At 67.2% G+C, this 25950-nt stretch carries 26 protein-coding genes and 1 pseudogene; 14 read left to right on the top strand and 13 right to left on the bottom strand.

What is annotated here, in order from left to right; genetic code table 11:
• Positions 1-20 precede the first annotated feature (20 nt).
• The gene (locus Q0379_RS04200) at positions 21-1337 is read left to right on the top strand and encodes a HAMP domain-containing sensor histidine kinase (protein ID WP_299004636.1); all 1317 of its coding nucleotides are present in this window, start codon (positions 21-23) and stop codon (positions 1335-1337) included.
• 67 nt (positions 1338-1404) lie between these two features.
• Positions 1405-1619, top strand: a pseudogene (locus Q0379_RS04195) (hypothetical protein); the annotation flags it as partial.
• A gap of 34 nt (positions 1620-1653) precedes the next feature.
• Here Q0379_RS04195 and ligD (Q0379_RS04190) read toward each other — a convergent pair.
• The 8 genes from ligD (Q0379_RS04190) to Q0379_RS04155 form a co-directional block, all read right to left on the bottom strand.
• The gene (ligD, locus tag Q0379_RS04190; RefSeq protein ID WP_299004633.1) at positions 1654-3252 is read right to left on the bottom strand and encodes a non-homologous end-joining DNA ligase; all 1599 of its coding nucleotides are present in this window, start codon (positions 3250-3252) and stop codon (positions 1654-1656) included.
• A gap of 59 nt (positions 3253-3311) precedes the next feature.
• Positions 3312-3761 (bottom strand): hypothetical protein, encoded by a 450-nt coding sequence (locus Q0379_RS04185; RefSeq protein ID WP_299004630.1) that lies wholly within the window; start codon positions 3759-3761, stop codon positions 3312-3314.
• A 16-nt stretch (positions 3762-3777) separates the two neighbouring features.
• Complete coding sequence (locus Q0379_RS04180; RefSeq protein WP_299004627.1) at positions 3778-4710, bottom strand: RNA polymerase factor sigma-32; 933 nt, start codon at positions 4708-4710, stop codon at positions 3778-3780.
• Positions 4711-4928: 218 nt separating this feature from the next.
• Entirely contained in the window at positions 4929-5894 is a 966-nt protein-coding gene (pdhA, locus tag Q0379_RS04175; RefSeq protein ID WP_299004624.1) for a pyruvate dehydrogenase (acetyl-transferring) E1 component subunit alpha, read from the bottom strand.
• A 68-nt stretch (positions 5895-5962) separates the two neighbouring features.
• Complete coding sequence (locus Q0379_RS04170; RefSeq protein WP_299004621.1) at positions 5963-6334, bottom strand: YdbL family protein; 372 nt, start codon at positions 6332-6334, stop codon at positions 5963-5965.
• A gap of 13 nt (positions 6335-6347) precedes the next feature.
• A complete protein-coding gene (locus Q0379_RS04165) occupies positions 6348-7265 on the bottom strand; it encodes a universal stress protein (protein WP_299004618.1) in 918 nt (305 codons plus the stop codon).
• Between the two features lie 82 nt (positions 7266-7347).
• Positions 7348-7668, bottom strand: a complete 321-nt coding sequence (locus Q0379_RS04160) for a chaperone modulator CbpM (protein ID WP_299004615.1) — start codon at positions 7666-7668, stop codon at positions 7348-7350.
• Positions 7668-8576, bottom strand: coding sequence for a DnaJ C-terminal domain-containing protein (locus Q0379_RS04155; RefSeq protein WP_299004612.1), 909 nt, complete (start codon positions 8574-8576; stop codon positions 7668-7670). Before Q0379_RS04155 ends, Q0379_RS04160 begins: the two co-directional genes overlap by 1 nt.
• Positions 8577-8812: 236 nt before the next feature.
• Between Q0379_RS04155 and ligD (Q0379_RS04150) the strand changes: the two genes are divergently transcribed.
• The 7 genes from ligD (Q0379_RS04150) to Q0379_RS04120 all read left to right on the top strand — a co-directional run bounded on the left by ligD (Q0379_RS04150) (position 8813) and on the right by Q0379_RS04120 (position 17412).
• Positions 8813-9814: a non-homologous end-joining DNA ligase gene (gene ligD, locus Q0379_RS04150; RefSeq protein ID WP_299004609.1), complete on the top strand. Its 1002-nt coding sequence runs from the start codon at positions 8813-8815 to the stop codon at positions 9812-9814.
• Positions 9815-10050: 236 nt separating this feature from the next.
• A complete protein-coding gene (locus Q0379_RS04145; RefSeq protein WP_299004606.1) occupies positions 10051-11238 on the top strand; it encodes a phosphoglycerate kinase in 1188 nt (395 codons plus the stop codon).
• A 134-nt stretch (positions 11239-11372) separates the two neighbouring features.
• Entirely contained in the window at positions 11373-12128 is a 756-nt protein-coding gene (locus Q0379_RS04140; protein WP_299004603.1) for a Bax inhibitor-1/YccA family protein, read from the top strand.
• A gap of 1460 nt (positions 12129-13588) precedes the next feature.
• Positions 13589-14107, top strand: a complete 519-nt coding sequence (locus tag Q0379_RS04135; protein WP_299004600.1) for a hypothetical protein — start codon at positions 13589-13591, stop codon at positions 14105-14107.
• Positions 14104-14355, top strand: coding sequence for an efflux RND transporter permease subunit (locus Q0379_RS04130; protein ID WP_299004597.1), 252 nt, complete (start codon positions 14104-14106; stop codon positions 14353-14355). The genes Q0379_RS04135 and Q0379_RS04130 overlap by 4 nt, the downstream gene beginning before the upstream one ends.
• 160 nt (positions 14356-14515) lie before the next feature.
• Positions 14516-14851 (top strand): hypothetical protein, encoded by a 336-nt coding sequence (locus Q0379_RS04125; RefSeq protein WP_299004594.1) that lies wholly within the window; start codon positions 14516-14518, stop codon positions 14849-14851.
• Positions 14852-15570: 719 nt separating this feature from the next.
• On the top strand, positions 15571-17412 hold the full coding sequence (locus Q0379_RS04120; RefSeq protein ID WP_299004591.1) for a cation:proton antiporter: 1842 nt from the start codon (positions 15571-15573) through the stop codon (positions 17410-17412).
• Between the two features lie 46 nt (positions 17413-17458).
• On the opposite strand, the gene Q0379_RS04115 is transcribed toward Q0379_RS04120, so the two are convergent.
• The 4 genes from Q0379_RS04115 to Q0379_RS04100 all read right to left on the bottom strand — a co-directional run bounded on the left by Q0379_RS04115 (position 17459) and on the right by Q0379_RS04100 (position 20269).
• On the bottom strand, positions 17459-18049 hold the full coding sequence (locus Q0379_RS04115) for a response regulator (RefSeq protein WP_299004588.1): 591 nt from the start codon (positions 18047-18049) through the stop codon (positions 17459-17461).
• Positions 18050-18056: 7 nt separating this feature from the next.
• The gene (locus Q0379_RS04110) at positions 18057-18293 is read right to left on the bottom strand and encodes an ATP-binding protein (RefSeq protein WP_291845645.1); all 237 of its coding nucleotides are present in this window, start codon (positions 18291-18293) and stop codon (positions 18057-18059) included.
• Positions 18254-19477 (bottom strand): PAS domain-containing sensor histidine kinase, encoded by a 1224-nt coding sequence (locus Q0379_RS04105; protein WP_299004585.1) that lies wholly within the window; start codon positions 19475-19477, stop codon positions 18254-18256. The genes Q0379_RS04110 and Q0379_RS04105 overlap by 40 nt, the downstream gene beginning before the upstream one ends.
• A 129-nt stretch (positions 19478-19606) precedes the next feature.
• Positions 19607-20269, bottom strand: a complete 663-nt coding sequence (locus Q0379_RS04100; RefSeq protein WP_299004583.1) for a helix-turn-helix domain-containing protein — start codon at positions 20267-20269, stop codon at positions 19607-19609.
• 149 nt (positions 20270-20418) lie between these two features.
• Here Q0379_RS04100 and Q0379_RS04095 point away from each other — a divergent pair, with 149 nt between their 5' ends.
• From Q0379_RS04095 to Q0379_RS04075, 5 genes are all read left to right on the top strand, one after another.
• On the top strand, positions 20419-20658 hold the full coding sequence (locus Q0379_RS04095) for a helix-turn-helix transcriptional regulator (protein WP_299004578.1): 240 nt from the start codon (positions 20419-20421) through the stop codon (positions 20656-20658).
• A 195-nt stretch (positions 20659-20853) separates the two neighbouring features.
• Positions 20854-21333 carry an Hsp20 family protein gene (locus Q0379_RS04090; protein ID WP_299004575.1) on the top strand — a complete coding sequence of 160 codons (480 nt, stop codon included), beginning with the start codon at positions 20854-20856 and terminating at the stop codon, positions 21331-21333.
• A 73-nt stretch (positions 21334-21406) separates the two neighbouring features.
• Positions 21407-21910, top strand: a complete 504-nt coding sequence (locus Q0379_RS04085) for an Hsp20/alpha crystallin family protein (protein WP_291845650.1) — start codon at positions 21407-21409, stop codon at positions 21908-21910.
• 128 nt (positions 21911-22038) lie between these two features.
• The gene (locus tag Q0379_RS04080) at positions 22039-22764 is read left to right on the top strand and encodes an NADH dehydrogenase ubiquinone Fe-S protein 4 (RefSeq protein ID WP_291845652.1); all 726 of its coding nucleotides are present in this window, start codon (positions 22039-22041) and stop codon (positions 22762-22764) included.
• Positions 22765-23012: 248 nt separating this feature from the next.
• Entirely contained in the window at positions 23013-24239 is a 1227-nt protein-coding gene (locus tag Q0379_RS04075) for a trypsin-like peptidase domain-containing protein (RefSeq protein WP_299004565.1), read from the top strand.
• 232 nt (positions 24240-24471) lie between these two features.
• Here Q0379_RS04075 and Q0379_RS04070 read toward each other — a convergent pair whose 3' ends face one another.
• Entirely contained in the window at positions 24472-25893 is a 1422-nt protein-coding gene (locus Q0379_RS04070; protein WP_299004563.1) for a Glu/Leu/Phe/Val dehydrogenase, read from the bottom strand.
• Between the last annotated feature and the right edge of the window lie 57 nt (positions 25894-25950).

The following is a 25950-nucleotide window of genomic DNA, read 5'->3' as shown; positions in this document are numbered from 1 at the left end:
CGCTCCCGGAGCCGACCGACTTGATCTGCATCAAGAGCCGCCTGATTTCCGCCGATCGCATCGCTTGCCCACGCCGGCCGTTGGGCTGGGAGCGGCGAGCCGACCGCCGAGGGCTCGGTCGTCTTGATGTTCGTCAACATGGCCTGCAGCGCATCCATCGACCCTCCATGCGAAGATTGGGTCAGCGCCTCCCGGCGCGGCCGTGCATCGCGGAGGCGCCTAGTTCCATGTTACAAGCACCGCAGGGCGACGATCGGGAGGCAGGAAGGTTGGCCGCGGCTTTCATGGCCGCCCCCCACCCCCTCGCATTGATCGAGACCGAGGCGGGCCGTTCGTCACTCCGCGTCTGCAACACCGCTTGGGAGCGCCTGACCGGATACGCTTCGGCCGACATCGCCGGGAAGGACCTGAGAGCGCTGGGTTTGGACCTGGCATGGCCCCATGTCGGGATCGCCGCGGCGGATCCTATCCACGCGCCGGCGACGCTGCGACTCGCCGACGACCGAATTCTCAGTTGCTGGATAACAGCGGCGCCTCTGCCGCAGGAGACGAAAGACTCATACGCCGTGGTCGCCGGATTCACGGCGGCCGCGGCCGAACGCGAGGTCCACAGCCGGGCGGCGGGGCTTGCCCAAAGTCATCTGCTGGCGATGATCGGCCATGACCTGAGGCAGCCGCTGCGGACGATCGTCGCGGCTCTTCAACTGTTGGGGTCCGCGCCTCCCGCCAGGGCGCAACAGCTGCTGGGGTATGCGAATGCCGCCGCGACGCAGCTCGACCAGGACCTGGCGGCGGTCGCCTTCCTTTCGGCTCAGCAGCGGGGTTCGGCGCTCTTCCTGGAAGAGATCGCCCTGCAACCCCTGCTGGATGAGGTGATGGCGGCTTGGATCCCGCAAGCGGACCTCAAGTCAATCAAGCTCCGCACCGTATCGACGGAGGCGCGGGTCACAAGTCATCCGCAGCTGCTCCGCAGCATTGTCAGCAACCTGGTGGCGAACGCCGTCAAGCATACTGCGCGTGGGGGCGTGCTCATCGGCGTCCGGCGGCGCGGGGACGATCTGGCGATCTCAGTCTACGACACCGGGCCGGGCATCCTCCCGCCGATGCGCGCGCGGCTCTTCGAAGCGTTCGCACGCGGCGACGACGCTGCCGCCGGAGGCTTGGGTCTCGGCCTCTGGATCGTGGGCGAGTTGGCAGGAGTGCTCGGGTGCACCATCGGCGTCAACACCGCACTTGAGCGCGGAAGCTGTTTCAGTGTTCGCATGTCGGCCCACCGGCTACTTGCAGCCGCACTCGGATCTTCTGGTGCGCAGGCCGAAAGCGAGCGGCGGACTTGATCGCGATCAACTTCGAGCATTATCCCTGTGAGATAGGCTGGCCGGCCGCAAGGCCCCCTCCCCTATCTTCGGCTTCAACGTGAAAACCGAAGAGTACATCGACCTGGTGCGGCCGGCGTCGTTGACCCCGCCAAGGTTGTCCGCACTGCGTTTCAGGATGCGGGGTCCGTCGCGGGACTACTGATCATTGAGGCGGCGGTGGGCGGCATCGCGGAGAAACGGAGGCCAGCGCCTCCGCTTTGGCCGAACAAGCGCGCCACAGCGGCTCGGCGGGAAGCCTGACAATTTGCGCGGCCGCGCCGACGGACCGCGCAGCTCAGGTCAGCCGATGCAAGGCGTCGCTCAGCGGCCGCTCAGCGTCGAGATAGTCGGCCCAGGCCGCGGTGCTGACCAGCGCGGTCGCTGCGGTGCGCAGCGTCCAGGCCTGGGGGTCAAGCCCGGCTCGCACCTGGTTCCAAGCAAGAGGGAAGCTAACGGGCGCGAATGGCCGCGCACGCGGCGAAAGCGGCGTCACCGCGGTCGCCGCCCAGTCATTGCGCAGATAGTCAAGGAATATGCGCCCCTGGCGTTGGTCAAGGCTGGCGCTGAGCACGTAGGCCTGCGGCGCGTCGGCGGCGAGCGCTTGGCAGAGCCTGCGGGCAAAGCTCTTCGCCATCGCCCAGGTGGTCTTACCCTTCTCGTCCGCCAAGGGCGCGACCACGTGCAGGCCCTTGCCGCCAGTGGTCTTGCAATACGGCACAAGCCCGGCGCCTTCCAACCTGTCCTTCACCGCCAGGGCCGCTTTGACGACGCTCTCGAATGGCGGGCCATCGCCCGGGTCAAGGTCGATCACAAGGCGGCCGGGGACCTCCGGCTGAAGTGGCCGGCAGTTCCAGGGATGGAACTCCACCGCCGCCAACTGCGCCGCGGCCGCGAGCGCGTCGAGGCGGTCAAGCTGAAAACAGGGGGGCCCGCCTCCGGTGACGGCGACCCGCGTTATCTGCGCTGGGGCGCCTCGACCCGGATGGCGCTGAAGGAACCGCGGCGGAGCGAGGACGCCGTTCGGCGCGCGAACAAGGGCGCACGGCCGGCCCTGCACGTGGCGCAGCATCCAAGGTCCCACGGCCTCCAGGTAGCGGGCGAGGTCCAGTTTGGAAATTGGCTGTCCCCGGCCGTCGTCCGGCCACAGCGCCCTGTCCGGGTGGGTGATCGCCACGCCGAGCACCTGAGCCTGCGCAGCGCGCCCCGACGAACCGGCCCCGGCCGCGGCGCTCGCCGTCCGCTTGATCTCGTCGGCCATGCGCTCCGCGTTCCTGCAGGACCTTGTGACGCCGTCCCGGCGCGGCGCAGGGCGCTGACCCGCCGCAATTTCCTCAACGGTGCGCCCGGAGGCGACCGAGGTGGTCAGGGTGTGGAGCAGAGCCGCGCCCTCACCAGGCGCCGCCCAGGCGTCGCGGCGCTTGATCAGCAGCCAATCGCGCCCGCGCGCTCCGGAACGCCGCGTCATTTGCACCAGCGCCCACCCGCCTTTGAGCCGAACGCCATCGAGGGTGAACCTCAACTTGCCGTGCTCCAGCATGATGCGGGGGTCGCCCTCGGGCCTCCAGTAGCTGCGATCCCATATCATCACGGCGCCAGCGCCATATTGTCCCTCCGGGATTTTGCCTTCAAAGTCGCCGTAGTCGAGGGGATGGTCCTCTGTCCTTACGGCCAGCCTTCGCTCCGCGGGATCGAACGAGGGCCCCTTTGCGACGGCCCAAGAGAGAAGGACGCCGTCGAGCTCAAGCCGCAGATCATAGTGCAGTCGCCGCGCCGCATGCTTTTGGACGACGAACCGCAGCCGCTTTGCCGGTCGGACGGCGCCCTGGCCAGCTGGTTCCGGTGTCCTGGAAAGGTCTCGCTTGGCGCGGTAACTGTCGAGTCGCGTCTCGATCACGGCTTGCTTCACCTGCTTGGACTGTTCGGTTCGCCGGCGTTCTTGTCGTCAGGTGTCCCCTAGGCGTTCAGTAGGGCGCGGGAGGTGGGGCTCGCCGCCTCCGCGTATTCGCGCAGGATCGCGGGCCATGCGGAGGGTTGTGACAAGGGGTCTCCATCCTCGGCGATGGAATGAGCGCAGGCAGCTTGGTGCTGCAGCTCAACCTGCGTCAGTTTCGCGCTGCGCGGCCGAAACCAAATGGAGATGTTGCTGAGAGGGTGGCCATCGCTTCCCGTTCGCGTGAGGCCAAGGTGCGTTTCCGGGGTGAACGCGGCGACGGCGCCCCAAGGGATGCGCCGTCCGCTGACGGTCAACTCGAACCAGGAGCCGCCGAGACGTGGCTCCATCACGACCTTGGCGAGGGCGTCCTTCGACACGGTGTAGGCGAACGGCCACCATCCGCTCATCTCGTCCACGAACACGGAGAACGCATGAGCGGCCGGCGCGCGGACTTCGATCTCGTGTTTCAAGTTCTCACCGTCCATTTCAGGCGGCGCATTCGTACGCCTGACCGCGCCGCCACGCACCTTCGCGCGCGTGGTGCTGCTGTTGATCGGTGACAAAGCGCTGCACCTTCTCGAAAGCGCGCATTTCGATCTGCCGGATGCGCTCGCAGCTCACGCCATATTCCTGAGCCAGCTCGGCAAGCGGAGCGGGAGGGTCGCGCAGGCGTCGGGCGACGAAGATTCGATGCTCCCGCGGCCCGAGCGGGCTGAGGGCCTGAGTGAGCAGACGCGTGCGGTAGTCTCGCTCGTCGGCTTCCGAAAGCGCGGTCTCCGGATCCTGAGCGTTCTCATCGGCAAGGCGCTCGAGGCGATCCGGCCCGCCTTCGTCGCCGTGGAGCGCGCTCAGCGACAGGTCGCGCCAGCCGAGGCGGGCCTCCATCCCGGTGATGTCTCCGGGCGGAACATGAAACAGCTCGGCCATCTTGGCGATGCTGTCGCCGGCGAGCAATTCGGACGGACACGCCTCGACGCGCGCGCGGGCCCGCCTGAAACCGAAGAATAAGCGCTTCTGAGTCGCGCTCGTGCCGAGCTTGACGATAGACCAGTGGCGCAGGATGTAGTCCTGCAAGGCGGCGCGAATCCACCAGGCGGCGTACGTGGACAGCCGGCAATCCCGCTCCAAGTCGAACTTGTAAATGGCATGCAGAAGCCCGACATTGGCCTCGGAGATCATGTCTTCGAGCGGTAACCCATAGCCGCGATAGCCGCAGGCGATCTTGGCTGCGAGGCGGAGGTGACTGGTCATCAACCGATGCGCCGCCGCCAAATCGACCTCGTCGCGCACGCGTCTGGCGAGCGCATATTCCTCATCGCGCGTCAGCACCGGATAGCGTCGCACGGCCGAGAGATACTGCCGCAGACTGGCGGCGTAGGGCGACGCGACCACGCCGCCGGCGAGGAATGGATAGGACACGGGACCCGATGCTCCTGATGGTGCTGCCGTGACCAGAGTGGTGGCTCCGCGCCGCCATGACTTGACCGTCATCAAGTGCCGCCCGCACCGCGCGCCAGCGCGAAGCTTCGGCAGTTCGCCGGCCGAGCGCCGCTGGTCCTGCGCCGCGCCGTCGCCCTTCGGCCGTGCGTGTTCTGAGCATTGCTCGCCAGGAGCCCGCGGACCTGACCCTGAGGACGTCAGGCGGAATAGATGTCGCGCAGCAGGTGTTCGGGGGGGGGCTCTGGAGACGCCTTCGCGAAGGCGGAGGCATCCTCAATGCGCTGTTGGACCGTCTTGTCGATCTCGTCCAGCTCGGTGGCGAGGTCGGGATCGCGGGTCAACACGAGACGTTTCAGCTGCTGGATGGGATCGCGCCTGCGCCGCACCCGTTCCACCTCATCTCGCGGCCGATACCTCGCCGGGTCGCTCATCGAATGGCCGCGGTATCGATAGGTCTTCATTTCCAGGAGATAGGGGCCTTCCCCCGCCCGGACATGCCGTGCGGCCCGCGCCGTCGCCTCGCGGACCGCGACAACGTCCATTCCATCGACCGCCACTCCGGGAATTCCGAACGAGAGACCGCGCCGATAGAAGCGGGGCTCGGAGGCGGACCTCTCCACCGCCGTCCCCATCGCGTAGCGATTGTTCTCGATGATGTAGAGCGCGGGCAATCGCCAGAGCGCGGCCATGTTGAAGCATTCATAAACCTGGCCTTGATTGGCGGCGCCCTCGCCAAAGACGACAAACGCCACCCTCCCATTGCTCCGGTAGCGGTTGGCGAAGGCCAAGCCGCTACCGAGACTGGCCGGGGCTCCGACGATGCCGTGGCCGCCGTAGAAATCCTGGTCGGGCGCGAAGATGTGCATCGATCCGCCCTTGCCCCGCGAGGCGCCGCCGATGCGTCCGGTCAGCTCCGCCATGACCGCTCGCGGCTCCATTCCGCACGCCAGCGCATAGCCGTGGTCGCGGTGGCTTGTGATCACCTGATCGCCTGGCGCACGGGCGCCGACCACGCCCACGGCGACCGCCTCCTGGCCGATGCTGAGGTGACAGAACCCGCCGATCAATCCCATGCCGTAGAGGCGCGCAGCCTCCTCCTCGAACCGCCGGATCAGCGCCATCTGCTGATAGTCGGCCAACAGCGTCGCGAGGGTCTGCGACATGACGTCCTCCCGGCGGAGTCGATCCCGGCCCTCATCCGTCGACCTGGCGGCGCCCGCGGACACAGCCCCTACTTCCTGCGCCACACGCCCGTGGCGTCACGATAGTAGTCACCGGGCCGCAGCTTCGTCTCGAACAGGGCCTTCGCGGCGGCGACGCCCGCGACCTCAGGGCTCACGCCATGACGACGCGCCGTCTCCGCGTACAGCCGAGCGCGCGCGGTGTTGATCTCCGCCACCGCCGCGGTGAGCCCGGGGTCGTCCTGGGGCGCCACGAAACCGAGGTAGCCGTCGGCCTGCTCGCCGACCTTCCCGGCGGCCTTGGCCGCATCGACAAGCGCCTTGGACGACGAGGACTGCGCCAGGGCCGGCCGCACAGGCGTTCCCATCGCGGCCAGCAACAAGATGGCAAGCGTTCGACGCGTCGGGTGGTATCGGAGCACAGCCGCGCCTCCGTCAGTGCGACAGGAGCAGCGGAATGGGCGAGTCGTCGAGCATGTCCCGGCTGACCCCGCCCAGTACGAACTCCCGTAGGCGCGAGTGGCCGTACAGTCCCATGACGATCAGGTCGGCCTGCACAACGTGCGCCGCGTGCTGCAGGATCACCTCGCTGGCATGCCGCCCGCCGGCGGGAAGCCGGATCACGTTTATCGCCGGGCAGCCGTGGCGTTGGAGGAACGCCTTCAGGACGCGTTCCCCGTCGCGGGCCGCCTCCGGGTGGTCGACGATCACGCCATCGACTTGCGCGGCGCGCTGCAGCAATGGCAGGGCGTCGCGCAAGGCGCGCGCGCTCTCGCGCGCGCCGTTCCAAGCAACGAGCACGCGGTGTCCGACACACGTCCCGGTCGCGGTCTCTGGCACCGCGATGATCGGCGCGCCGGCAGTAAGCGCCACGGCGTCCGCTGGGGCGAACACGCCATCGCGACTGGTCAGTGGAGGCCCCGCCATGAAGAGCAGATCCGCCTCCCGCGCCACTTCGGCCAACGCGGTAGGGGCGGAGCCGTCGACTTGGCGCCACTCGAACGACTTGCCCTGCGCCGCCGCCTCAAGGTTCGCCCGCGCCGCCGCCGAAGCTGTCTGCACCGCTTTGCGGTGAGATTCAGTCAAATCGGCGAGAGCGGCGGGGGCTGCAAGGTCCCCGCCCACGAAGAGCCAGGGCGGCGCCGGCTCCAGGAATACGCCACCAAGCGTGGCTTCGCATCGGTTCGCGAGATCGACCGCCATGGCGACGCGCCGCGCGTCCTCTGCCTTCCCGGCCGCCTGCACGACAATATGTTTGATGCTCATCGAGCCCTCCTGGAGCGCCGCGGAATTTCTTCTCCATTGGCGATTCAACATGCCGCCCCATCGGCATGCCGACTTGACCGCGGTCAAGTCGCGCCCCTGGCGCCCGGGCGCGCATCCGTCGCCCGTCGGGGGTGACCAGGAGGGGCGTGGCGCACCCCGGAGCGGCCCCTCAGCCTTGGTCGTTCGCCCTCAGGATCGCCTGCTTCACCCTGTCCGGCTGCGCCTCGACGGCGCGCGCCAGCCGCCGAAGCTCGCGCCGCAGACCATAAACCTGATCCACCAGCGACAGAACCACGGGCAGCGCGTCGGTTCCGATATTGAGGTCCGCCTGCAAATGGTGGATCAGGTGAACCCGCGCGATATCGATGTCGCTATACATCGCGCCTTGCTCCCCCCGCGCGGGAAGCACCCAGCCCGCCTGCACCCACGCGCGCAGCTTGCGGCGGCTTAGCCCGCGAACCCCTTGCAGGACCTCGGCCTCTTCCCTCATCACGCTGCTCCCATCGCTTGACGGGGATCATACCGGTGTTGCTCGCGCCAGCGGCGCATGAACGCCTCAAGCTCCGGGTCGATCCGCTCCGGCAGGACGATCTTGAGGTGCACCAGCTCGTCCCCTTTCGGCTTGCCCTGCACCCCCTTGCCGCGCAGGCGCAGGGTGCGACCAGTATTGGCGCCTGCGGGCACTGTCATGGTGACCCGCCCGGTGGGCGTCGGCACCTCGATCTTACCGCCCAGGATCGCCTCATCGAGGGTAACCGGCAGATCAAGGTGAATGTCCCGGCCCTCGCGGCTGAAGAACGGGTGCGTTCCGATCTCGAGTTCGATGAGCGCATCTCCCGGCTCCCCGCCGTTGACGCCCGCCGCGCCCTTGCCCCGCAGCCGGAGCACCTGTCCGTCTTCCACTCCCGCGGGAATGTTGAGGTTCATGGACGTGCCGTCGGGAAGCGTCAGCGTGCGGCGCGCTCCGCGCACAGCATCAAGGAAGTCGATCCTGAGGTGGAATCTGAGGTCGGCGCCACGCATCCGGACTTCACGGAAGCGCTCCCCTTCCTGGCTGAAGAACTGTGCGAAGATGTCCTCGTCTGCGAAGTCCTGGAAACCGGTGCGACTGGCGTAGGGATGATCGGCGGCCGCATCAGCGTACTCCCGGTAGTAGCGGTGCCGAGGTCGCTCGGCCCCCTGCGCGTCGATTTCGCCGCGATCGAAGCGGCGCCGCTTTTCCTCATCCCCTAAGAGATCGTAGGCGGCCGACACCTGCTTGAACTTCTCCTCGGCGGCCCGGTCGCCCGGGTTGAGGTCTGGATGGTGCTTCTTGGCCAGCCTTCGATAGGCTTTCTGTATCTCGTCCTGGGTCGCGTCGGAGCTCAGCCCCAGCACCTTGTAAGGGTCTTCGTTCAATTGGCTTCTCCTGAACGGCTCGCCTTAGCCCCCGCTCGCCGTCTTGGCGACGGCCCTGGTCGCGAACACGATCTGGAGATCATGCTGCCGCGGCCATTCTCGAACTTGATATCTGTCGACATCCGCATGGTCATAGGGTCGTCGTTCCCGCTCGAGCCTGCTCCATAGGCTCATTGAACCGCCGCCAAACCGAGGTGTCACGTTAAGAGAATGCGATCTGGCGAAGAGTGACTGTCGTGGCCACGGCGCGTGACAGGCCCGTCGACGGATCTTGGACCGGATCCGGGCCGCCGATCTTCATCCCCTTCCAGCATCCGCGGCTCGTCCGCGCGCCGCCGTCAGGTCCGGATTGGCTTCATGAGGTCAAGCTTGATGGCGACCGCTTCCAGGCCCGAGTCCTGCAGGGCGAGGTCCGGTGGCGTAGTCGAAACGGCGTCGACCGATCGGCTCTGCTTCCTGATCTCAGCGCACGGCTCGCCGACTTGCCCGACTGCATCTTGGACGGCGAGCTCTGCGCGCTCGACCGAGCGGAAAGGCCGAACTTCAGCCTCCTCCGGGCGCGACTAGGGGCGCGTCAGCGCCACGCGGCCCGCGATCCGCTGGTCTTCTTCGCCTTCGATTTGCTGCACCTGAACCGCGAGGCGCTGCTGCGGCGACCGCTCGCGGCCCGACACGAGGCGCTCGGGCGCCTCTTGCGGCGGGCGCCGCTTGATGGGCCGATCCGGTCGGCGGCCGCGATCACCGACCCGGATCCCCTCGGCTGGGCGAGGCGCGAGGGATTCGAAGGCGTGGTCGCCAAACGGCTCGATTCTCCCTACGCCCCGGGCGAACGGAACGACAGCTGGCGCAAGTCGAAGTGGCGCCCGTCCCAGGAGGTGGTGATCGGCGGCTGGGCCATGACCGGTTCGCGCAAGTTCCGATCCCTACTGGTCGGGGTCTATGACGACGGGGTCTTGCGCTATGTCGGGCGCGTGCACACCGGCTATCCGCGCCGGGTGGTGCCCGAGCTGCTCGCGCGACTCCGCGCCGTGCGATCCGAGACCTGTCCGTTCGAGGCCGGCGATCCGCCGCGCAAGGATCCGGCCGTTCAGTGGACCCGGCCGGTACTGATGGAGAACATCGACTTCGCCGAATGGACCGAGCATGGCCGCATTCGGCAGGCAAGCTTCAAGGGCTTGCGGTCGGACAAGTCCCCGCAGGACGTGGTCGCAGAGATTCCCGAGAGCTCAGCAGAGTGAGTCCCCACACGAGCGAGAGGGCGGTTCGCTGGGGCTGAGGCGCCACCGCCAGCGGCTGGGATCCGGGTGGGTGGCGGACCATTGAGCCTGGATGCGGCCCGGCCTAATTGCTCGTATGGCGGATCCTCTCTGCGACATGCCTTACTAGTCGATTGCGCCCGCAGATCGACCTGAGGCCCTCCGGGGCGCCGTGTCGCTCTGCAGACCTCGACTGAAAATGCAGGCTGGAGGCCGACTTGCGAACGCTCAAGGATCTCAGCGCCGCCGGCAAGCGCATCATCGTGCGGGCGGACTACAACTTGCCAATACACGCGGGCAAGATCGCCGACGTGAGCCGGGTGAAGGCGAGCCTTCCGACGCTGAAGCAGTTGCTCGATCAGGGCGCGAGCCTTGTGCTCCTCAGCCATTTCGGACGTCCCAAAGGCCGCTTCGAAGCAACGAGCAGTCTGGCCCCCGTGACGCCGGTGCTGGCGGCGCAGTTGGGGCGCCCCGTGACCTTTATCGGCGGGAGCGCCGAACGCACACCAGCTTCCGACCCCACGCTCAGGCAAGTCCTACCTTTGCCCCAAGGTTCAGTGGCGCTGCTGGACAATGTGAGATTCGAACCGGGTGAAGGGTCGAACGACGCGGCCCTGGCGCGGCGTTATGCCAGGCTGGGCGAAACGTTCGTGCTCGACGCCTTTGCGTCCGCCCACCGTGACCACGCGTCGGTTACCGGGGCCACCAGGTTCCTACCGAGCTGCGCTGGCCTTTTGATGGAGAAGGAAGTCGCCAACCTCACCAGACTCATCCAGCGCCCAGCGAAGCCCTTTTGGGTTGTGCTCGGCGGCTCGAAGGCAGCCGATAAAATTGGCGCAGTGGAGAGCTTGCTGCCGCGCGTGACCGGCATGCTGATCGGCGGCGCCTTGGCCTTTCCGTTCATCGAGGCTCAGGGCGGCCAGGTGGGGAACTCCCTGGTGGCTGCGGAAACCGCAGGTTTGGCCAAAAGCCTCTTGGGCATGGCCCACGATCGGGGCGTACAGCTCCTGCTCCCCGTCGATGTGGTGGCGGCCCCCAAGCCCGCGGTGGGCGCTGAGGCGAGAATCGTTCCAGCCAACCACATTCCGGCGGGCTGGAAGGGCGTGGACATCGGCCCCCAGACGCGCCAGCGCTTCGTCGAGGCGTTGCAGGGCGCCAGAACCGTATTCTGGAACGGGCCGATGGGGGCGGCGGAGATCGACGGCTTTCAGGGGGGGATGCAGGCGATTGGCCGCGCCATCGCCGGCCTCCCGGCCGCCTTCACAGTGCTTGGCGGGGGCGACACCGTCGCGGCCGCTCAGAGGCTGAGGCTTGGGGAGCGGTTCAGCCATGTCTCCACCGGTGGCGGAGCCTGCCTGACGTTCCTGGCGAAAGGCACTCTTCCAGGCATCGAGGCGCTGTCCTAGCGGCGACTGGACCTTTGCGCGGAGGGCCGTTGAGCGGAGGCCCGCCGCATCACCGCCGCGCGCCCCTCTTGTTCCATTGGGCGTTCGACCTAGATGGAGTTGGCTGGAGAACCACATCCTGGGGACGACCAGCCATGAGCGACTTCCAGCGCGCCCGCCACGCGACAATCCTGAGCACACGCGCCGACATGGCGATCGACGCCGGCCTGCGATCCTTCATGATCGGCGTCTACAATAAGGTGGCCCTGGGGCTCTTGGTCTCGGCCGCCCTCGCCTACCTCACCTCCAGCGTCCCCCCGGTCCGGGACCTGATGTTCGTGACGAGCGCCGATGGCCATCTGGCCGGCATGACGCCGATCGGCTGGATCGTGGCCATCGCACCGCTCGGAATCCTGCTGGTCTCCGGGTTTGCTATGCGCAATCCGACAAGCGGAGCCGCAAGCGCGCTCTACTGGACGATCGTGGCCCTGATCGGCGCGTCCCTGGGGGTCGTCGGACTTGTCTATACTGGGGCGTCCATCGTCTCGATGTTCCTGATCACGGCTACGGCTTTCGGCGCCCTCAGCCTCTTCGGCTACGTCACAAAGAAGGATCTGACCGGCTTCGGATCCTTTCTTATCGTCGGCGTGGTCGGGTTGGTGATCGCCTCTCTCGTCAATCTGTTCCTGAGGTCGGAGCTGATGCAGTTTATGATCAGCGTGATCGGCGTTTTCGTCTTCGCGGGCCTGATCGCTTACGACACCCAGCGCCTGAAGATCGCCTATTACGAACTCGGGGGAGCCGAAGCCGCCCGGAGTGTCGCCACCAGTTACGGTGCGCTCAGCCTGTACATCAACTTCATCAACCTGTTTCAATTTCTGCTGTCGTTGTTCGGGCAACGACGGGACTAGGCAGGCGATCGCAGCCGCGCTCCGAACAAGGTGGGGGAAGTTTGGGTTGCGACAGGCGCGCCCTAGTTTTTGCTCGGGAGCCATACCGGTAGGGGATTGCAGCGCCGGGGCGAACGCCCGTTTCAAGGAGCAAGGAGACCGACGCCATGACCTCGACGACTCGACGGACCAGCGCTCCTCGCCGCGATCGGCCTGATCTTTGCCGACGGCGCCGTCGCCGAAGCCCATCCGGTCGCCTCCGCCTCGGCGGCGCCTCCCCCGCGTCCGCCCCGCCTACGGGCCACCATGCGCCGCCGCCCCCGGGCGCGGAGCGCAGGGGGCGGTCTACGACGATCAGGCCCAGTGGTATGATCGAGACTACGCCCAGCGATTTGCGGAATGGGCCGCTCAAAACTGCATCGATCAACGCACCAATGCGCTGGCAGGCGCGGCGATCGGCGGCGTTATGGGCGCGATCTTGGGCTCAAGCCTGTCCGAGCGACGGGATCCGGCCGCCGGCGCGATCATCGGGGGAGCCTTGGGAGCTGCGGCTGGCGCCGCGGTCGGATCCGGTGGGGCGGGTCGCAATGCCCTCCGGGGTACATCGTGCGGCCGGGGGCGCCGGCATTCGTCCATGCCTCGCCCGGAACGCGCGCTTATCCGCCTGACGTGATCCATGGGCCGCCCTGGTACAATCCCTGGGTCTGGACGGGAGGGGTTTGGGTGTTCCGACCCTATCGCTATTGGTATTGGCACAATCACCACTATTGGCGGCCTAGGTTCCGGCCCGGCCCATGGGTCTATCGGTATCGCCGCTGGTGAAATTTGTCGCTGCCGCCCCAGCTAGGCTTGTGCCGACGTTCTGACGCCCTCCCTGGGCGACTCCGTCCACACCCCCTTCGGAAGGGGGCGCCGCTCGCCGGAAACGCCGGCGCATTTGAGTCTCGCGAGATGACCCCCGTGCTCGGGGCCGCGCCAAACTTCCCAGAACCCCCGCGCACCGATGCGGATCGTCGGCATCTTCAGACGGCACGCTGCCGCGTCCGTCGACGAGTAGCGGATAGGTTGCTCTGGCAGCTTCAGGAGTCGGCTGCCAGAGGTGATCCAGTGGAGCCATCGATCGACTGAGGCGATCGTTGCAAACGACGAGCACGTCGCCGCTGCGGACGCATGCGGAGCGCTTGGGTCGAGCCTAAAGGACCCCGCCAATGCCGGTCGGCCGCGAGCCACCTTCCGCTTCCGGTCCTTTCATCGAGACTTTCTGGGCGTACGCCGCCCCATTTCTGCGGGCCGGTTCGATCTTGTGGCGTCTCACGAGAATCGGGTGCTGAGGTCGACTAGATCGCCGAGGACGTCGGAGATCTGCGCCAGCAAGGCTGGCGTGATCCGCCGAAACGCCTCGGCGTAAGGGGGCTCGATCGTTGGGATCTTTCAGGGGGCGAGTGATGGAGGCGGCCGGAAGCCCGGCGCCCTCGACATCCTTGATTTCCTGGAGCGAACGGCTGGCCGCCACCCCGGTGGCCGTGGCGAACACCGCCCAGGGCCGGCGCCTGGTGGAGCTGGGCGAGGTGGTCGAGGCCACCCGCGAGACCGGCTCGTACCCGATCTATCGCCGCGACGGCCGCGACGCCGAGATGGTCATGGCCGACCTCGCCGGCCGCTACGAGGCGCCGATCTACGGGATGCTGGCCGTCGACGACGCCATCGAGGCGCACGACTGGGGCAAGCTGCCCAAGCCCGACATCCGCCTGAACGGCCAGCCGACGGACGAGAGTCGGCCCACCGTCCTGTGGGACGGCGAGTGGGAGATCACCTGGGTCACCTTCCGCGACATGGGGGCGGCGTTCGGGGTGGCGATCCTCGGCATCTACGTCCTGGTGGTGGCGCAGTTCAAGAGCTTCCGCCTGCCGCTGGTCATCCTGACGCCCATCCCGCTGACCCTGGTGGGCATCGTGGCGGGCCAATGCTTTTCCGGGCGCCGTTCACCGCCACCTCGATGATCGGCTTCATCGCGCTGGCCGGCATCATCGTGCGCAACTCGATCCTGCTCGTGGACTTCATCCGCCCTGAGCAGGCCGAGGGCCGGCCCCTGCGCGACGCGCTGCTCTCGGCCGGCGCCATCCGCTTCAAGCCGATCCTGCTGACGGCGCTGGCCGCCATGATCGGGGCGGCGGTGATCTGTTCGACCCGATCTTCCAGGGCCTCGCCATCAGCCTGCTGTTCGGCCTGGCGTCGTCCACCCTGCTGACCGTGCTGGTGATCCCCGCCACCTACGTCGTCCTGCGCGATGACGAGAGGCCAGCAAGATCCGAGGCGCGGCCCAGCTAGGGCCAGCTGTTACATACCACCTTGCCGGTATGCGCCCCCGCGCTAAGTTCGAAACGAAACCTCAACCAGCGAAGGCGCATATGGTGCCCGAAGCCGAGCCGTCGCCACCCGCCACCTCGCCCATGGCCAAGGCTGCGTTCGTGGATGCGCTGATCGACCCGGCGTCGGCCTTTGCCCGTCCCGCGGACGTGATCGCCCACGCCGGACTAACTGACGATCAGAAGCGGATCATCCTGCTGGCCTGGGCGAACGATGCGCTGGGGCTGGAGATGGCGGATGCGCGCGACCTCACCGAGTTCGCACCTGTCTCCCATCTCGACGACCTGATCTCGGCCCTCGAGCGCTTCGACCCGAAAGCCGCGGCCGACTACCGGTCCGCTTGTCGCCACGCGAGGGCGCGCGACGTGCGAACCTAGCACGCAATCAGCAGCGCCGAGGCCTTCCGGCGACATCTACGACGCCGCGGCGGGCGGGGCATCCATTTCTCCTTCGGTGGAGGCGCGGTTGTCGCCAGCAGCCCTCGCCCTAGATGTCATCGTCGGAGCGTCTGCTCGTGAATGCCATTGGCCTTTCGACCCTGGCCGGTATCGCCTTGCCGGGTCGCGAAGACGCGGAGGACAGCGATGCCGAACGACGACGACCGGGCCAGGGAAGAAGCGGCGCAGGCCATTGGGTTGCGGGTCGATATCACCCCAGTGTCTGGCGAGGTGCTCGCAAACACCCTCGCACCGGGCGCGCTGGCGCCGCAGCGTCGGACGGACCTGGCAAACTACGCCGGGATCGAGGTCGGCGATCCTCAGCCTCGGGCGCAAGGCATGCTGCGACATCGCCTCAGGGCTCGCGAAGCGGTCCGTGGCGCGATCCGAGCCGCCGTTCTGGCTGGGGATCGGCCCGGCGACACCGTCACGGTCCGTCCTTTGAACGATTGTCCGCTTACGCATGAGAAGCCCGCGGCCCTGGATGCAGGTCCTGGGCGGCAACGGGCTGATCCGCTCCGGGCGATGGAGCGGGTCGCGATCCACCGGCAGAGGCAGGCGGCGCCCGCTGGGATGCGCCGATCCGCCGCTGATCTCTCGGCGCATACCGACAATCGTGCCGGTGCGGCGCCGTCTTCGCAACACACCCAGGAGATGCGGTGGCGCCCAATTCCGCCATCGGCGGCGACAATGCGGGCGCCGAAATGCGGCGGCCCCAGATCAATGCGATCCGTCGCAACGGAGGCCGCATGAGCGATCCGACCATCGCGCCGGTCTTGAAGGACCTCATGCTGTTCTTGGCGACCGCCGGCGTAGTCGCTCCGATCTTCGCCCGCCTTCGCGTCGGCTCCACGCTAGGATTCCTGGCGGCCGGCGTCATCCTCGGACCTCATGGACTCGGCGCCCTGGCGCCGTCCGCGCCTTGGATTGCGGCCTTCACAATCACCCGTCCAGAGGAATTCGAGCAGTTTGCGCAGCTGGGGGTGGCCTTCCTCCTCTTTCACCTCGGGCTCGGGCTTTCCTGGGAACGACTGCGATTGATGCGCAAGCTGGTGTTCGGCCTGGGTCTCGCGCAACTCCTCATCGCGTCACTCCTTCTCGGGGGCGCCCTGCGGCTGCTGGTCCCCGATGCGCCAAGCGCCCTCATGGCCGGCGCCGCCCTGGCGCTTTCCTCAACGGCGATGGTGACGCCGGCTCTGTCTCGCCGTCATCGGCTGCACGCGCCAGCTGGACGCGCCGCGTTTGGAGTACTCCTATTCCAGGATCTGGCTGTCGCGCCCCTGCTGGCGGTCGCCACCCTCTTCGCCTCGGAAAGGCATGGGGTGGAGGTTGGAGCGCTCTATGCCCTGGCCCCGGGCGTCTTGGCTGTCGGCGCCCTGATCCTGGCCGGCCGGTGGCTCCTGCGACCTTTAATGAAACTGGTCGCCCGCGCCAAGAGCCAGGATCTCTTCATGGCGGCGACCTTCCTCGTGATCATCGGCGCAGGCGCCGCCAGCGCGCTCGCGGGCCTGTCCATGGCGCTTGGGGCCTTTGTCGCCGGGGTCCTGCTGGCCGAAACCGAGTACCGGCACGAGGTCGAAGTCATGATCGAGCCGTTCACAGCCCTGTTGCTGGGGCTGTTCTTCCTGAGCGTTGGCTTGGGCTTGGACCTGTCGGCGCTTTGGGTGCAACCCACACTGGTCGCCGGCCTGACCGTGGGCCTGCTGTCGCTGAAGGCGCTGGCCAACCTCGTCGCCTGCCGCCTGTTTGGGCTGGCGCCGGCCACCAGCCTTGAGGCCGCCCTCGCGCTTTGCGGCGGAGGCGAATTCGCGTTCGTGGTGCTCCGACACTCCAGCGACTCTGCGATCCTCTCGACCTCGTTATTGCAGCCGCTGTTTGTCGCCGTGAGCCTGAGCATGGCCTTCACCCCGGGTCTCGTCGCCTTCGGCGCCTGGGCCGGGCGAAAGTCGGTTGCTCTCAAGCTCGCCGCCGAGCCATCTGCCGACCCCGCCGAGACCGTCAATCCGGGCCGTGTCCTGATCGTCGGCATGGGTCGGGTCGGCCGCATGATCGCCGAGATCCTCGATGCAAGAGGCTTCGCCTGGGTCGCCGTAGATCGCGACCCGCGCGTCGTCAGCGCCGAACGGCGGCGGGACCGGCCGATCTACTTCGGCGACGGATCCCGGATCGAGCTTTTGGATCGCTTGGGCCTGGCTGACGCCCGGGCTCTGGTCGTAACCATGGATGCCCCGGAAGGGGTCGAAGCCGTCGTCGGCGTGGCGCGCCATCGCCATCCAGATCTGGTGATTGTGGCCCGCGCCCGCGACGCGCGCCATGCGGCCCGACTCTATGGCCTCGGCGCAACCAGCGCCGTGCCGGAGACCTTCGAGGCCAGCCTGCATCTGTCCGAGTCGTTGCTGCGCGACCTCGGCGAGCCGGTCGAAGCTGTCGATGCGTTCATCCGCGATCGCCGGCGCGCCTATAGGGCCAGCATTGGCGGAGGCTCAGGCGACGTAACCTGAGCGGGGGTGGCGATCATGCCGTTAGCCGGCATCCGACCGCTCAGACTCAGAAGCCCGCTGACATGGCGACACGGACGAGTTCGGACAGGCTGGCGGCGTGCGTCTTGCTCATGACGTGCGCCCGGTGCACCTCAACGGTGCGGATGTTGATGCCAAGTTCGTTGGCGATCGTCTTATTCATCTTGCCCGCGATGACGCCCCTCAGCACGTCCGTCTGTCGCGGCGACAACGTCGCGATCATCTCCTCGAACCTGCTCCGCGAGGACTGAGCCGCGGCGCGGCTCGCCTCGCTATCGAGCGCCCGGCGGATGGCGTCGAGAAGCGCATCCTTCTTGAAAGGCTTCTCGATGAAATCGACCACCCCCGCACGCATCGCCTCGACGGCAATGGGGATGTCGCCGTGGCCGGAGATCATCACGACGGGCAGTCCAAGCCCCAGCTGTTTCATCCGCGTGATGAGTTCAAGGCCGCTCATATGGGGCATCCGCAGGTCGGTTACGACACATCCCTCACGGATAGATCCAGCGACATCGAGAAACTCGAGCGCGCTGGCGTAGCTCCGGGACGGCAGATCCGCCATGTCGAGGATGAAGCTCATGGCGTTGCGCACGGAGTCCTCGTCATCGATCAGATGCACCCGCGGCTCAGACATCGCTACCCGCCTCGGCATGCACGCCGGGTAGCGTGAAGCGGAAGACCGCGCCGCCGACAGGATTGAGATCTGCCCAGATCCGCCCTCCATGGGCTTCGATGATCGTCCGGGAAATAGAAAGTCCAATGCCCATGCCGCCCGGCTTGGTCGACCGAAAGGGCTCGAACAATGTCGAGGCCGCCGCCTCGCTCAGCCCTGCGCCGCGATCGCTAACCCATACCTCCACCATGCCATTGCCGGACTTGTCCCAACGGCAAGGGACTTGTCGGCCGCGCCCTCCATCGCCTCGATCCCATTGCGTACGAGATTGACGACGACCTGCTGGATTTGCACCTTGTCGATGCGAGCTGCGTCTGCGGCAGGGTCGATCTGGAAGGACAATCGCACGTCGCGGGTTCCTGGCCCGACCAGGGCGAGGGCGGCGGCCTCCTGAAGAAGCGGTGACAAGCGCTCGATCCGTTGCTCGGTTTCGCCCCTCACTGAGAAGTCCCGCATCCGTCGCAGGATTTCCCCCGCCCGCCAAGTCTGCTCCCCACCCTGGCCAATCATCGCCTTCAGGCGTTGAAAATCAACTGGTGCGCGCTCAAGCAGCATGAGGCTGCCTTCCATATAGCTGGTCGCCGCCGCCAGCGGCTGGTTGAGCTCATGGGCGAGCGCAGACGTCATTTCGCCCAGCGAAGCCAGGCGGGAGACGTGGAGCAACTCCCCCTGCACATCCCGAAGCCGGCGATCGGCGTCCTGTCGTTCGGTGAGATCGCGAACAAAGCCGGTGAAAAGGCGCTTTGACCCGAGGACCATCTCGCCCACCGCCAGCTGCATGGGAAAGGTCGAGCCGTCGCAACGCTGGCCGATCAGCACCCGACCTTTCCCGATTATGCGCTTTTCGCCCGTGGCCAGGTAGCGCGCCAGATAAGCACCGTGCTGCGACCGATCGGGCTCCGGCATCAGCAGCGCGACGTTCCGGCCCTTCAGCTCCGCGCCCGACCAGCCGAAGAGCCGTTCGGCGGCGGGCGAGAGTGCGTCGATCGCGCCGCGCTCATCGATGATGACCAAAGCGTCGGGCACGGTTTCGAGGATCGATTGCAGCCGCACCTCGCGCTCGTGAAGCGCGCCCACAAAGCGTTCGAGCTCGCGGCCATTCCGCAGCATCCGCGAGCCGAGCCACCCCACCGTCAGCGCGATCAGGATAAAGATCACGATCCGCACCACAGCGTCGCCATCCAGGTGAAACCGGGCTATGGCGAGGCTCGAGCCGATCGACAGCGTAGCAGCCACGAAGGTGGGGCCCGCGCCGCCGGCCATCGCCGCGGCCAATATCGCCGGCACGAAGAGCAGGAGGCCCATCTCGTTCCCCAACAGCGGATCGACCAGGAGCCTGAGCAGGCTGCAAAGCAGCGCGGCGGTGATCGCCACGGCGTAGCCGGCAGCCTCGCCAAGCCGCGTCTTCAGGGCCGTGCGGATCGCCCCCCAGGCAGCATCTGAGCGAGCTTGGGCGGAGGATGAGACGAAGGCAAGTTCTCAGCCTTCCTCGGCAGGCGACTTTCAGGCCGCTAGCGCCGCAAGAACCTGCGGCCGGTGAACCTCAAACTGGCGCGGCCCGGCGAAACGCAGAACGCCGTCCCGCTCGAATTGGCTGAGCACGCGGGACACAGTCTCCATGGTCAGGCCGAGAAAATCGGCGACATCCTGCCGCCCCATCGGCAGGGCGGGGCTCACAGCGTGGGGCCCCGAGAGCCGGGTCAGAAAGCTTGCGACCTTCTCCCGGGCGCTCATCCGGCGGAGGAGGGACAGATGGTCTTGCATTCGCGCCAGCTCCAGCCGCATAGCCGCGTCGATCGCCTGCTGCAGCTGCGGATCGAAGCGGATCTCGTGACGAAACACGATCAGAAACTCGCAATCGGTGACCGCCTCGGCGGCAAAGCAACGCGCGGCGCCCGACTCCAGCCCGTACACACTCCCAGGCCCGTAGAAGTCACCGACCTCTCGTCGCCCGGTCGCGCTCACGCGGCTGGTGCGCACGACGCCGCGCCGGATATAGAAGGCCCGATCGGCGCACCCCCCTTCGCTATAGATCGTCGTCCGGCGCCGACAGAGGAGCCGCGCGCCATGCCGTGCAAAGGCCTCAGAGATCGCCGTCGCACACGGCTCATGCTGGTCGCCCTGAGACGATGCGGTCGGGGGGGTCGGGAGTGCGCCAGGTCGCATGCCCGACGTCTAGCGGCCGGCAGGGCGGACGCCTACTTGTGGGTGACAACTACGTAGCAACCCGTAGGGCGCAGGAGGATGCCCGAACGCCCCCCGCGCCAGAACAACATGCGGCCCGTGCACTTTAGTGCGTAGCATCAAAGTTCTCGGTGCTGTTGGTGATCGCCATGGACGTTCGCATGGTCGTCGGAACCAACGTCAGGCGCTATAGGGGCGATGCTGGGCTTTCGCAGGAAGGCCTGGCCGCGCGGATGGGCGTGGATCGCGCCTATGTGAGCGGCCTTGAACTCGGACGCCGCAACCCGACGATCCTGACGCTGTGGCACACTGCGCTCGCCTTGAAGGTGCCACCCTCCAAGCTGCTGGAGATTGACGGCCCGCTGTTCTGACGCCCGTCGTCGCCGGGATTGATTGGCGCGGGGAGCGGGGCGCCAGCGGCTTCGTCTCGATCGCCGAAAATTCTGCCTTGAAGGGCGCCGCTTGCGCCCTACGTCCTCTATGGCCAGGCCATTCGCGGGCTCTGGCGCCGGAGGCGAGCCGACCCCGGCTCCTCCCGGATTCACACGATCAGGCAGGAAGTCGCCATGAGAATGAGCACCATCACGCCGATGTTCCCCTATCGGCTGACGCCGGGCGTCGAAGACGCGCTCAGTCTGTTCGACCGATCGGCGACCGGCCCCGAACTGCAGACGGCCGGGCCACCCTACAATGTGGTGACCCTCGACAATGATCACTTCCGGATCGTCCTGGCGACACCCGGCTTCCGGGATGCGGACATCGAGATCACCTACGAACCCAACCGCCTGACGATCAGCGGCCAGCCTTCGAACACGATAGAGCCCGGACAGGTCGTCTATCGCGGCTTTGCGACCCAACCGTTCAGGCGGATCTTCGCCCTGGCTGATCACGTGCAGGTCCAAGGCGCCCGCCTTGCGGACGGGCTCCTGTCCATAGACCTGGTCCGCGAGATCCCGGAGGCCGCCCGGCCCAGGCGGATCCAGGTCGAGGGTCAGGTTTCGGCTGCCGATAGCGCTGCCGAGACGGCCCAGACCCCGGCGAACTGAACCGGCCCCAAACACCTTCCCGGGCGGCTTGGTCCCCTGCACCGGATCGCCCGATGATCAAAGGAGACAAGACATGAATGTTCGCGACTTGATCCCTTGGACCCGCGGCGGCCGACGCCCCGGCGAGAACGCGCTGACGACCGCCGAGCGCGACGATGACGGTCATCCTTTTCTCGTGCTGCATCGCGAGATGAATCGGCTTTTCGACGACGTGTTCCGTGATTTCGGGGCGCCGACGCTTGGCCGCCAGGCTTGGCCAAGCCTCGAAGTGTCGGAAGACGACAAGGCGATCCGTGTCTCCGCCGAGCTGCCCGGAATGGAGGAGGACGACGTGGATGTGGTCTTCGACGATGGCGTGCTGGTTCTGCGTGGAGAGAAGCGCAAGGACGTCGAAGACGACGACCGACGCTACAGCGAGCACTATTACGGCCGTTTCGAACGCGTGATCCCGGTGCCCGTGGCGATCGACGAGGATGCTATCAAGGCCAAGTTCAAAAAGGGCGTCCTCACCGTAACGCTCCCGAAAACCCGGGCCCAGCAGGACGGCGTTCGCCGGATCGCGATCGACAAGGGCTGATGTGATGTGGGGTTCCCGAAAAGAGCTCCTGTCCGGCCCGGTCATCCGCGACGCCAGTAACTTGGCCGGTCACGCCCAGTGAAGCTGCCCGGGAACCTGTGTTCCCGGGCCAGACCAGAGGTCCAGACATGCCCCGGCACGACGATTTTCGGCAAGGCGAAACAGGGGTTCAATCCATCGCCGCGCGTCATCACGCGGCAGCTCTGCCGGCTGACGCATTCGCGATCATCCAGCAGGACGAGCCCTCCGCCCCCGTCACCGGGGGACAGGGCAAGGCGAAGGCATGGACCCTGCGCTTCGCGGCACGATCCGCGCCCCGCGTGGAGCCCCTGATGGGTTGGCTGGAAAGCACCGACCCGCTGCAGCAGGTGAACCTGCGCTTCCCCACAGCGGAAGCCGCGATCGGCTACTGCCGCCGGCATGGCCTCGAATTCGAGGTCCACGCGGGCGAGGGCGCTGCGCCCTACGGGTCCGACACCGCGGCGGATCCGCCCCCAATGGGGGGCCCCAAGCGGCCGGAAAAGCCGCTCGATCCCCTCACGCCGGCGGAGGCCGAAGCCCTCTACCTCAGTCCCCAGGCGATCTACCGGACGCCGGCGGCGATTGTCGCCGACCCGTCGCTGACGACCGCGCAGAAGCGCAGAATCCTGCGCTCCTGGGAATGGGATGAATACCTGCTGGAGGTGGAGGCCACGGAAGCGCCGGTGCGCGAACATGTGTCCCGCCTCGACGAAGTGAGGACAGCCCTCGCCGGCCTCGACGCAGGAACGCCGCCGCCCGCGCCCCTGTATCAATGGGAAGCTGCGCCAGCCGCCCACGATGCGTCAACCGCAGACCCGCTCCAAGCCGAATAAGAGCCGCCGCGATGCCCAAGCAGCCCCAAGCGACCCGCCTGGCCTCAGCAGCCCTCGCCCTCGCGCTCACGACCGGCGGTCTCTCGCCCACCGTCTGCTTCGCCGCCGCACAGCCGGCGCGAAGCTTGCCGGTTCGGCCGCCGTCGAGCTTTGCAGACATCATCGCGCGCGTGGCGCCGGCTGTCGTCTCTATCGACGTCACCCGCAGCGCTCCGGCCAGTCCCTATCTGCCTGAAGGGTTTCCTGGCTTGCCGTTCTTCTTCGGGTTTCCGGGCGCGCCCGACGGCGACGAAGAGCCGCGAACACCACCCCTCGCTCGGGTGTCGGGCTCGGGCTTCTTTATCGCGCCGGACGGCTACATCGTCACCAACAATCACGTCGTCGAGAACGCCGCCAAGGTGACTGTGCGAACGAATGACGGGCGCGAACTTGCGGCGCGTATCATCGGACGCGATCCACTAACCGACCTGGCGGTCCTGAAGGTGAGCGGTTCGCGCTTCGCCTTCGTGACCTTCGAGACGACCGCGCGGCCCAGGGTCGGCGATTGGGTCGTCGCCATGGGCAACCCCTTCGGCCTCGGCGGCACCGCTTCGGCGGGGATTGTCTCGGCTGACGGGCGGGACATCGGCGAGGCCTATGTCGACTACCTCCAGATCGATGCGCCGATCAATCGGGGAAACTCCGGCGGCCCCGCCTTCGACGTGCAGGGCCGGGTGGTCGGCGTCAACACGGCGATCTATTCGCCAAATGGCGGGTCGGTCGGCATCGGTTTCGCTATCCCGGCCGACATCGCCGACCACGTCACCAAGCAGCTGATCGCCGATGGCGGGATCGTCCGAGGCTATCTCGGCGCATTGGTTCAGAACTTGACGCCTGAGATCGCCGGCAGCCTCGGTATTCCGGGGCGCACCGGCGCCCTCGTCGTGGAAACGACACCGGGGGGCCCAGCAGAGGCCGTAGGCCTGCAGCCCGGGGACGCGATCCTCACCTTGAATGGACAGACGCTGGCCTCGTCGTCTGATCTGACCCGTCGGGTGGCGACCGCACGGGAGGGCGAGCCTCTGCGACTGGAGGTCTGGCGCGCCGGGCGGCGGCAGACCCTGGACGTGCGCGCCGCACGTCGCCCCGACGATCGGACCGCGCCGGTCCCGGGGGGACCTGCCGGGGGCGACAGCCTGGGTCTTCGGCTGCGCCCCCTGGATGCTGAAGCGCGAAGCCTCTACCGCCTTCCCGCCGACGCCCGCGGCGTCGTCATCGAAAGCGTTTCGCCGGGATCCGACGCTGCCGAAAAGGGCCTGCGCGCCGGCGACGTGATCGACCGCGTGGGGGATCGAGTGGTCACTACGCCCTCCGACATCCATGCCGCGATCGAGGCGGCCCGCAACCAAGGGCGCCCTGCGGTCCTCATACGCGTCTGGCGTTCGGGCCGGAGCCTCTTCGTGCCGCTAAAGCTTGCGACGCCTGACGGACGTTAGCGCCCCGCGGCCGATCCTGGGCCGCGAAGCTTCGGCCAGGACGCCGCAGGCATGGATCTGCGCCGCGTCCGGAACATGTCGGGCTTCTGGCCGCCGTCCATGAACAGCCAGTGTGGGGCCAAGCGCCTACTCGGCGGCCGCCCGCCGTCCTGGGGCGATCCCTGTATCGGGCCATGCGCTGTCGAGGCCGTCGGGAGCGAATTGTGAGCCGCCGCCGCGACAGCCCTCAGGACTATGGAAATATCCCCATCCGGGCGTAACTTTCGGCGATCTTGTCAAGGGCGATGATCAGCGCTGCCGTGCGCAAGTCCGTCCGATGCTGAGTGCTGACGGCGCGTAGCTGCGCAAATGTCGTCGCCATGGTCTCCTCGAGCGCCGAGCGGACGAGGTCCGTCTCACCGGCGCCCTTCAGCCCGCTGAGGATCTGCGCATCAAATGCATGGCCGGTCGCCCCCGAGACGGCCTCAACGATCCGGTGATAGGCTCCTTGATCGAACCTCTGCTCGATGCGCCCGAAACGGACGTGCGCCAAGCTCTTCAGCCACTCGAGATATGACGCCGTCACCCCCCCGGCATTCAGATATATGTCCGGGATGATCATCAGGCCACGCTGCCGCAAGGCTTGGTCCGCCAGAGCGGTCACAGGCCCGTTGGCCGCCTCGGCGATGATCCGCGCGCGGATCCCCGCCTGGTTGCCGGCGTGAACGGTGTTCTCGAGCGCGGCGGGGACAAGAATGTCGCATTCCACGTTCAGTCCTGCCGCAGCGGAGGGCAGCGTCTCGGCGCCGGGAAGGCCCAAGATGGAGCCAGTCCGGCTCCGGTGCTCGACAATCTCGGCGACCTTGAGTCCGGTCGGGTTGAAGATCGCGCCATCGCGTTCGATGACGCAGACGATCCGCGCCCCGCCTTGCGCGAGAAACGCCGCCGCGTGGGCGCCGACATTCCCAAAGCCCTGGATGACGATCGTCTTGCCGTCCAGGCCGGGCGCCAAGCCCAGTTTTCGCATGTCCTCTTCCTGGGCGCAGGCTTCACGCAGGCCGTAAAAGACGCCGAGTCCCGTGGCCTCGGACCGCCCACGCAGGCCGCTCAGGGCGATCGGCTTGCCGGTCACGCAAGCCAGTGCGTCAAGGTCGCCGCGGCTGATCTGACGGTAGGTGTCCGCGACCCAGGCCATCTCCTGCGGCCCGGTGCCATAGTCAGGCGCAGGCACATCAACGCCTGGGCCGATCATGTTTCGCCTTATGAGTTCGAACGTGTAGCGTCGTGTGATCCGTTCCAGCTCGCCGGCGGAGAATTCGTCGCGGTCGATCTGGACGGCGCCCTTCGCGCCGCCGAACGGCACGTCCATCAACGCACATTTGTAGGTCATCAGCGCCGCCAGCCCGATGATCTCATCAGAGTCGACGTTGGGGCTGAAGCGGATTCCGCCCTTGGTGGGAAGCCGATGGTCGCTGTGCTGGGCGCGCCACGCCTTGACGACCTTGACGCTCCCATCGTCCCGACGAATCGGAAAGGCGAACTCGCACACCGTGTTGCACGCTCGGACTTGGGCCAGCAGCGTGCGGTCGTGCTTGGTGAAGGCCGCCGCGCGGATCACCGCCTGATCGACTTGCTCGTTCAGCCGAGCGGAGGTGTCGGCGCCTCTGTATTCCATGTGTTCACCGTCCGTCCTTGTTCGGCGCTCGCAGCCAAGCCGCTCGGCGCGCGCCGA

Origin of the sequence: uncultured Caulobacter sp. (assembly GCF_937900395.1) — a bacterium.
GTDB lineage: Bacteria > Pseudomonadota > Alphaproteobacteria > Caulobacterales > Caulobacteraceae > Caulobacter.
The sequence above is the reverse complement of the archived record's forward strand: the minus strand, read 5'-3'. Positions and strand labels throughout refer to the sequence as shown.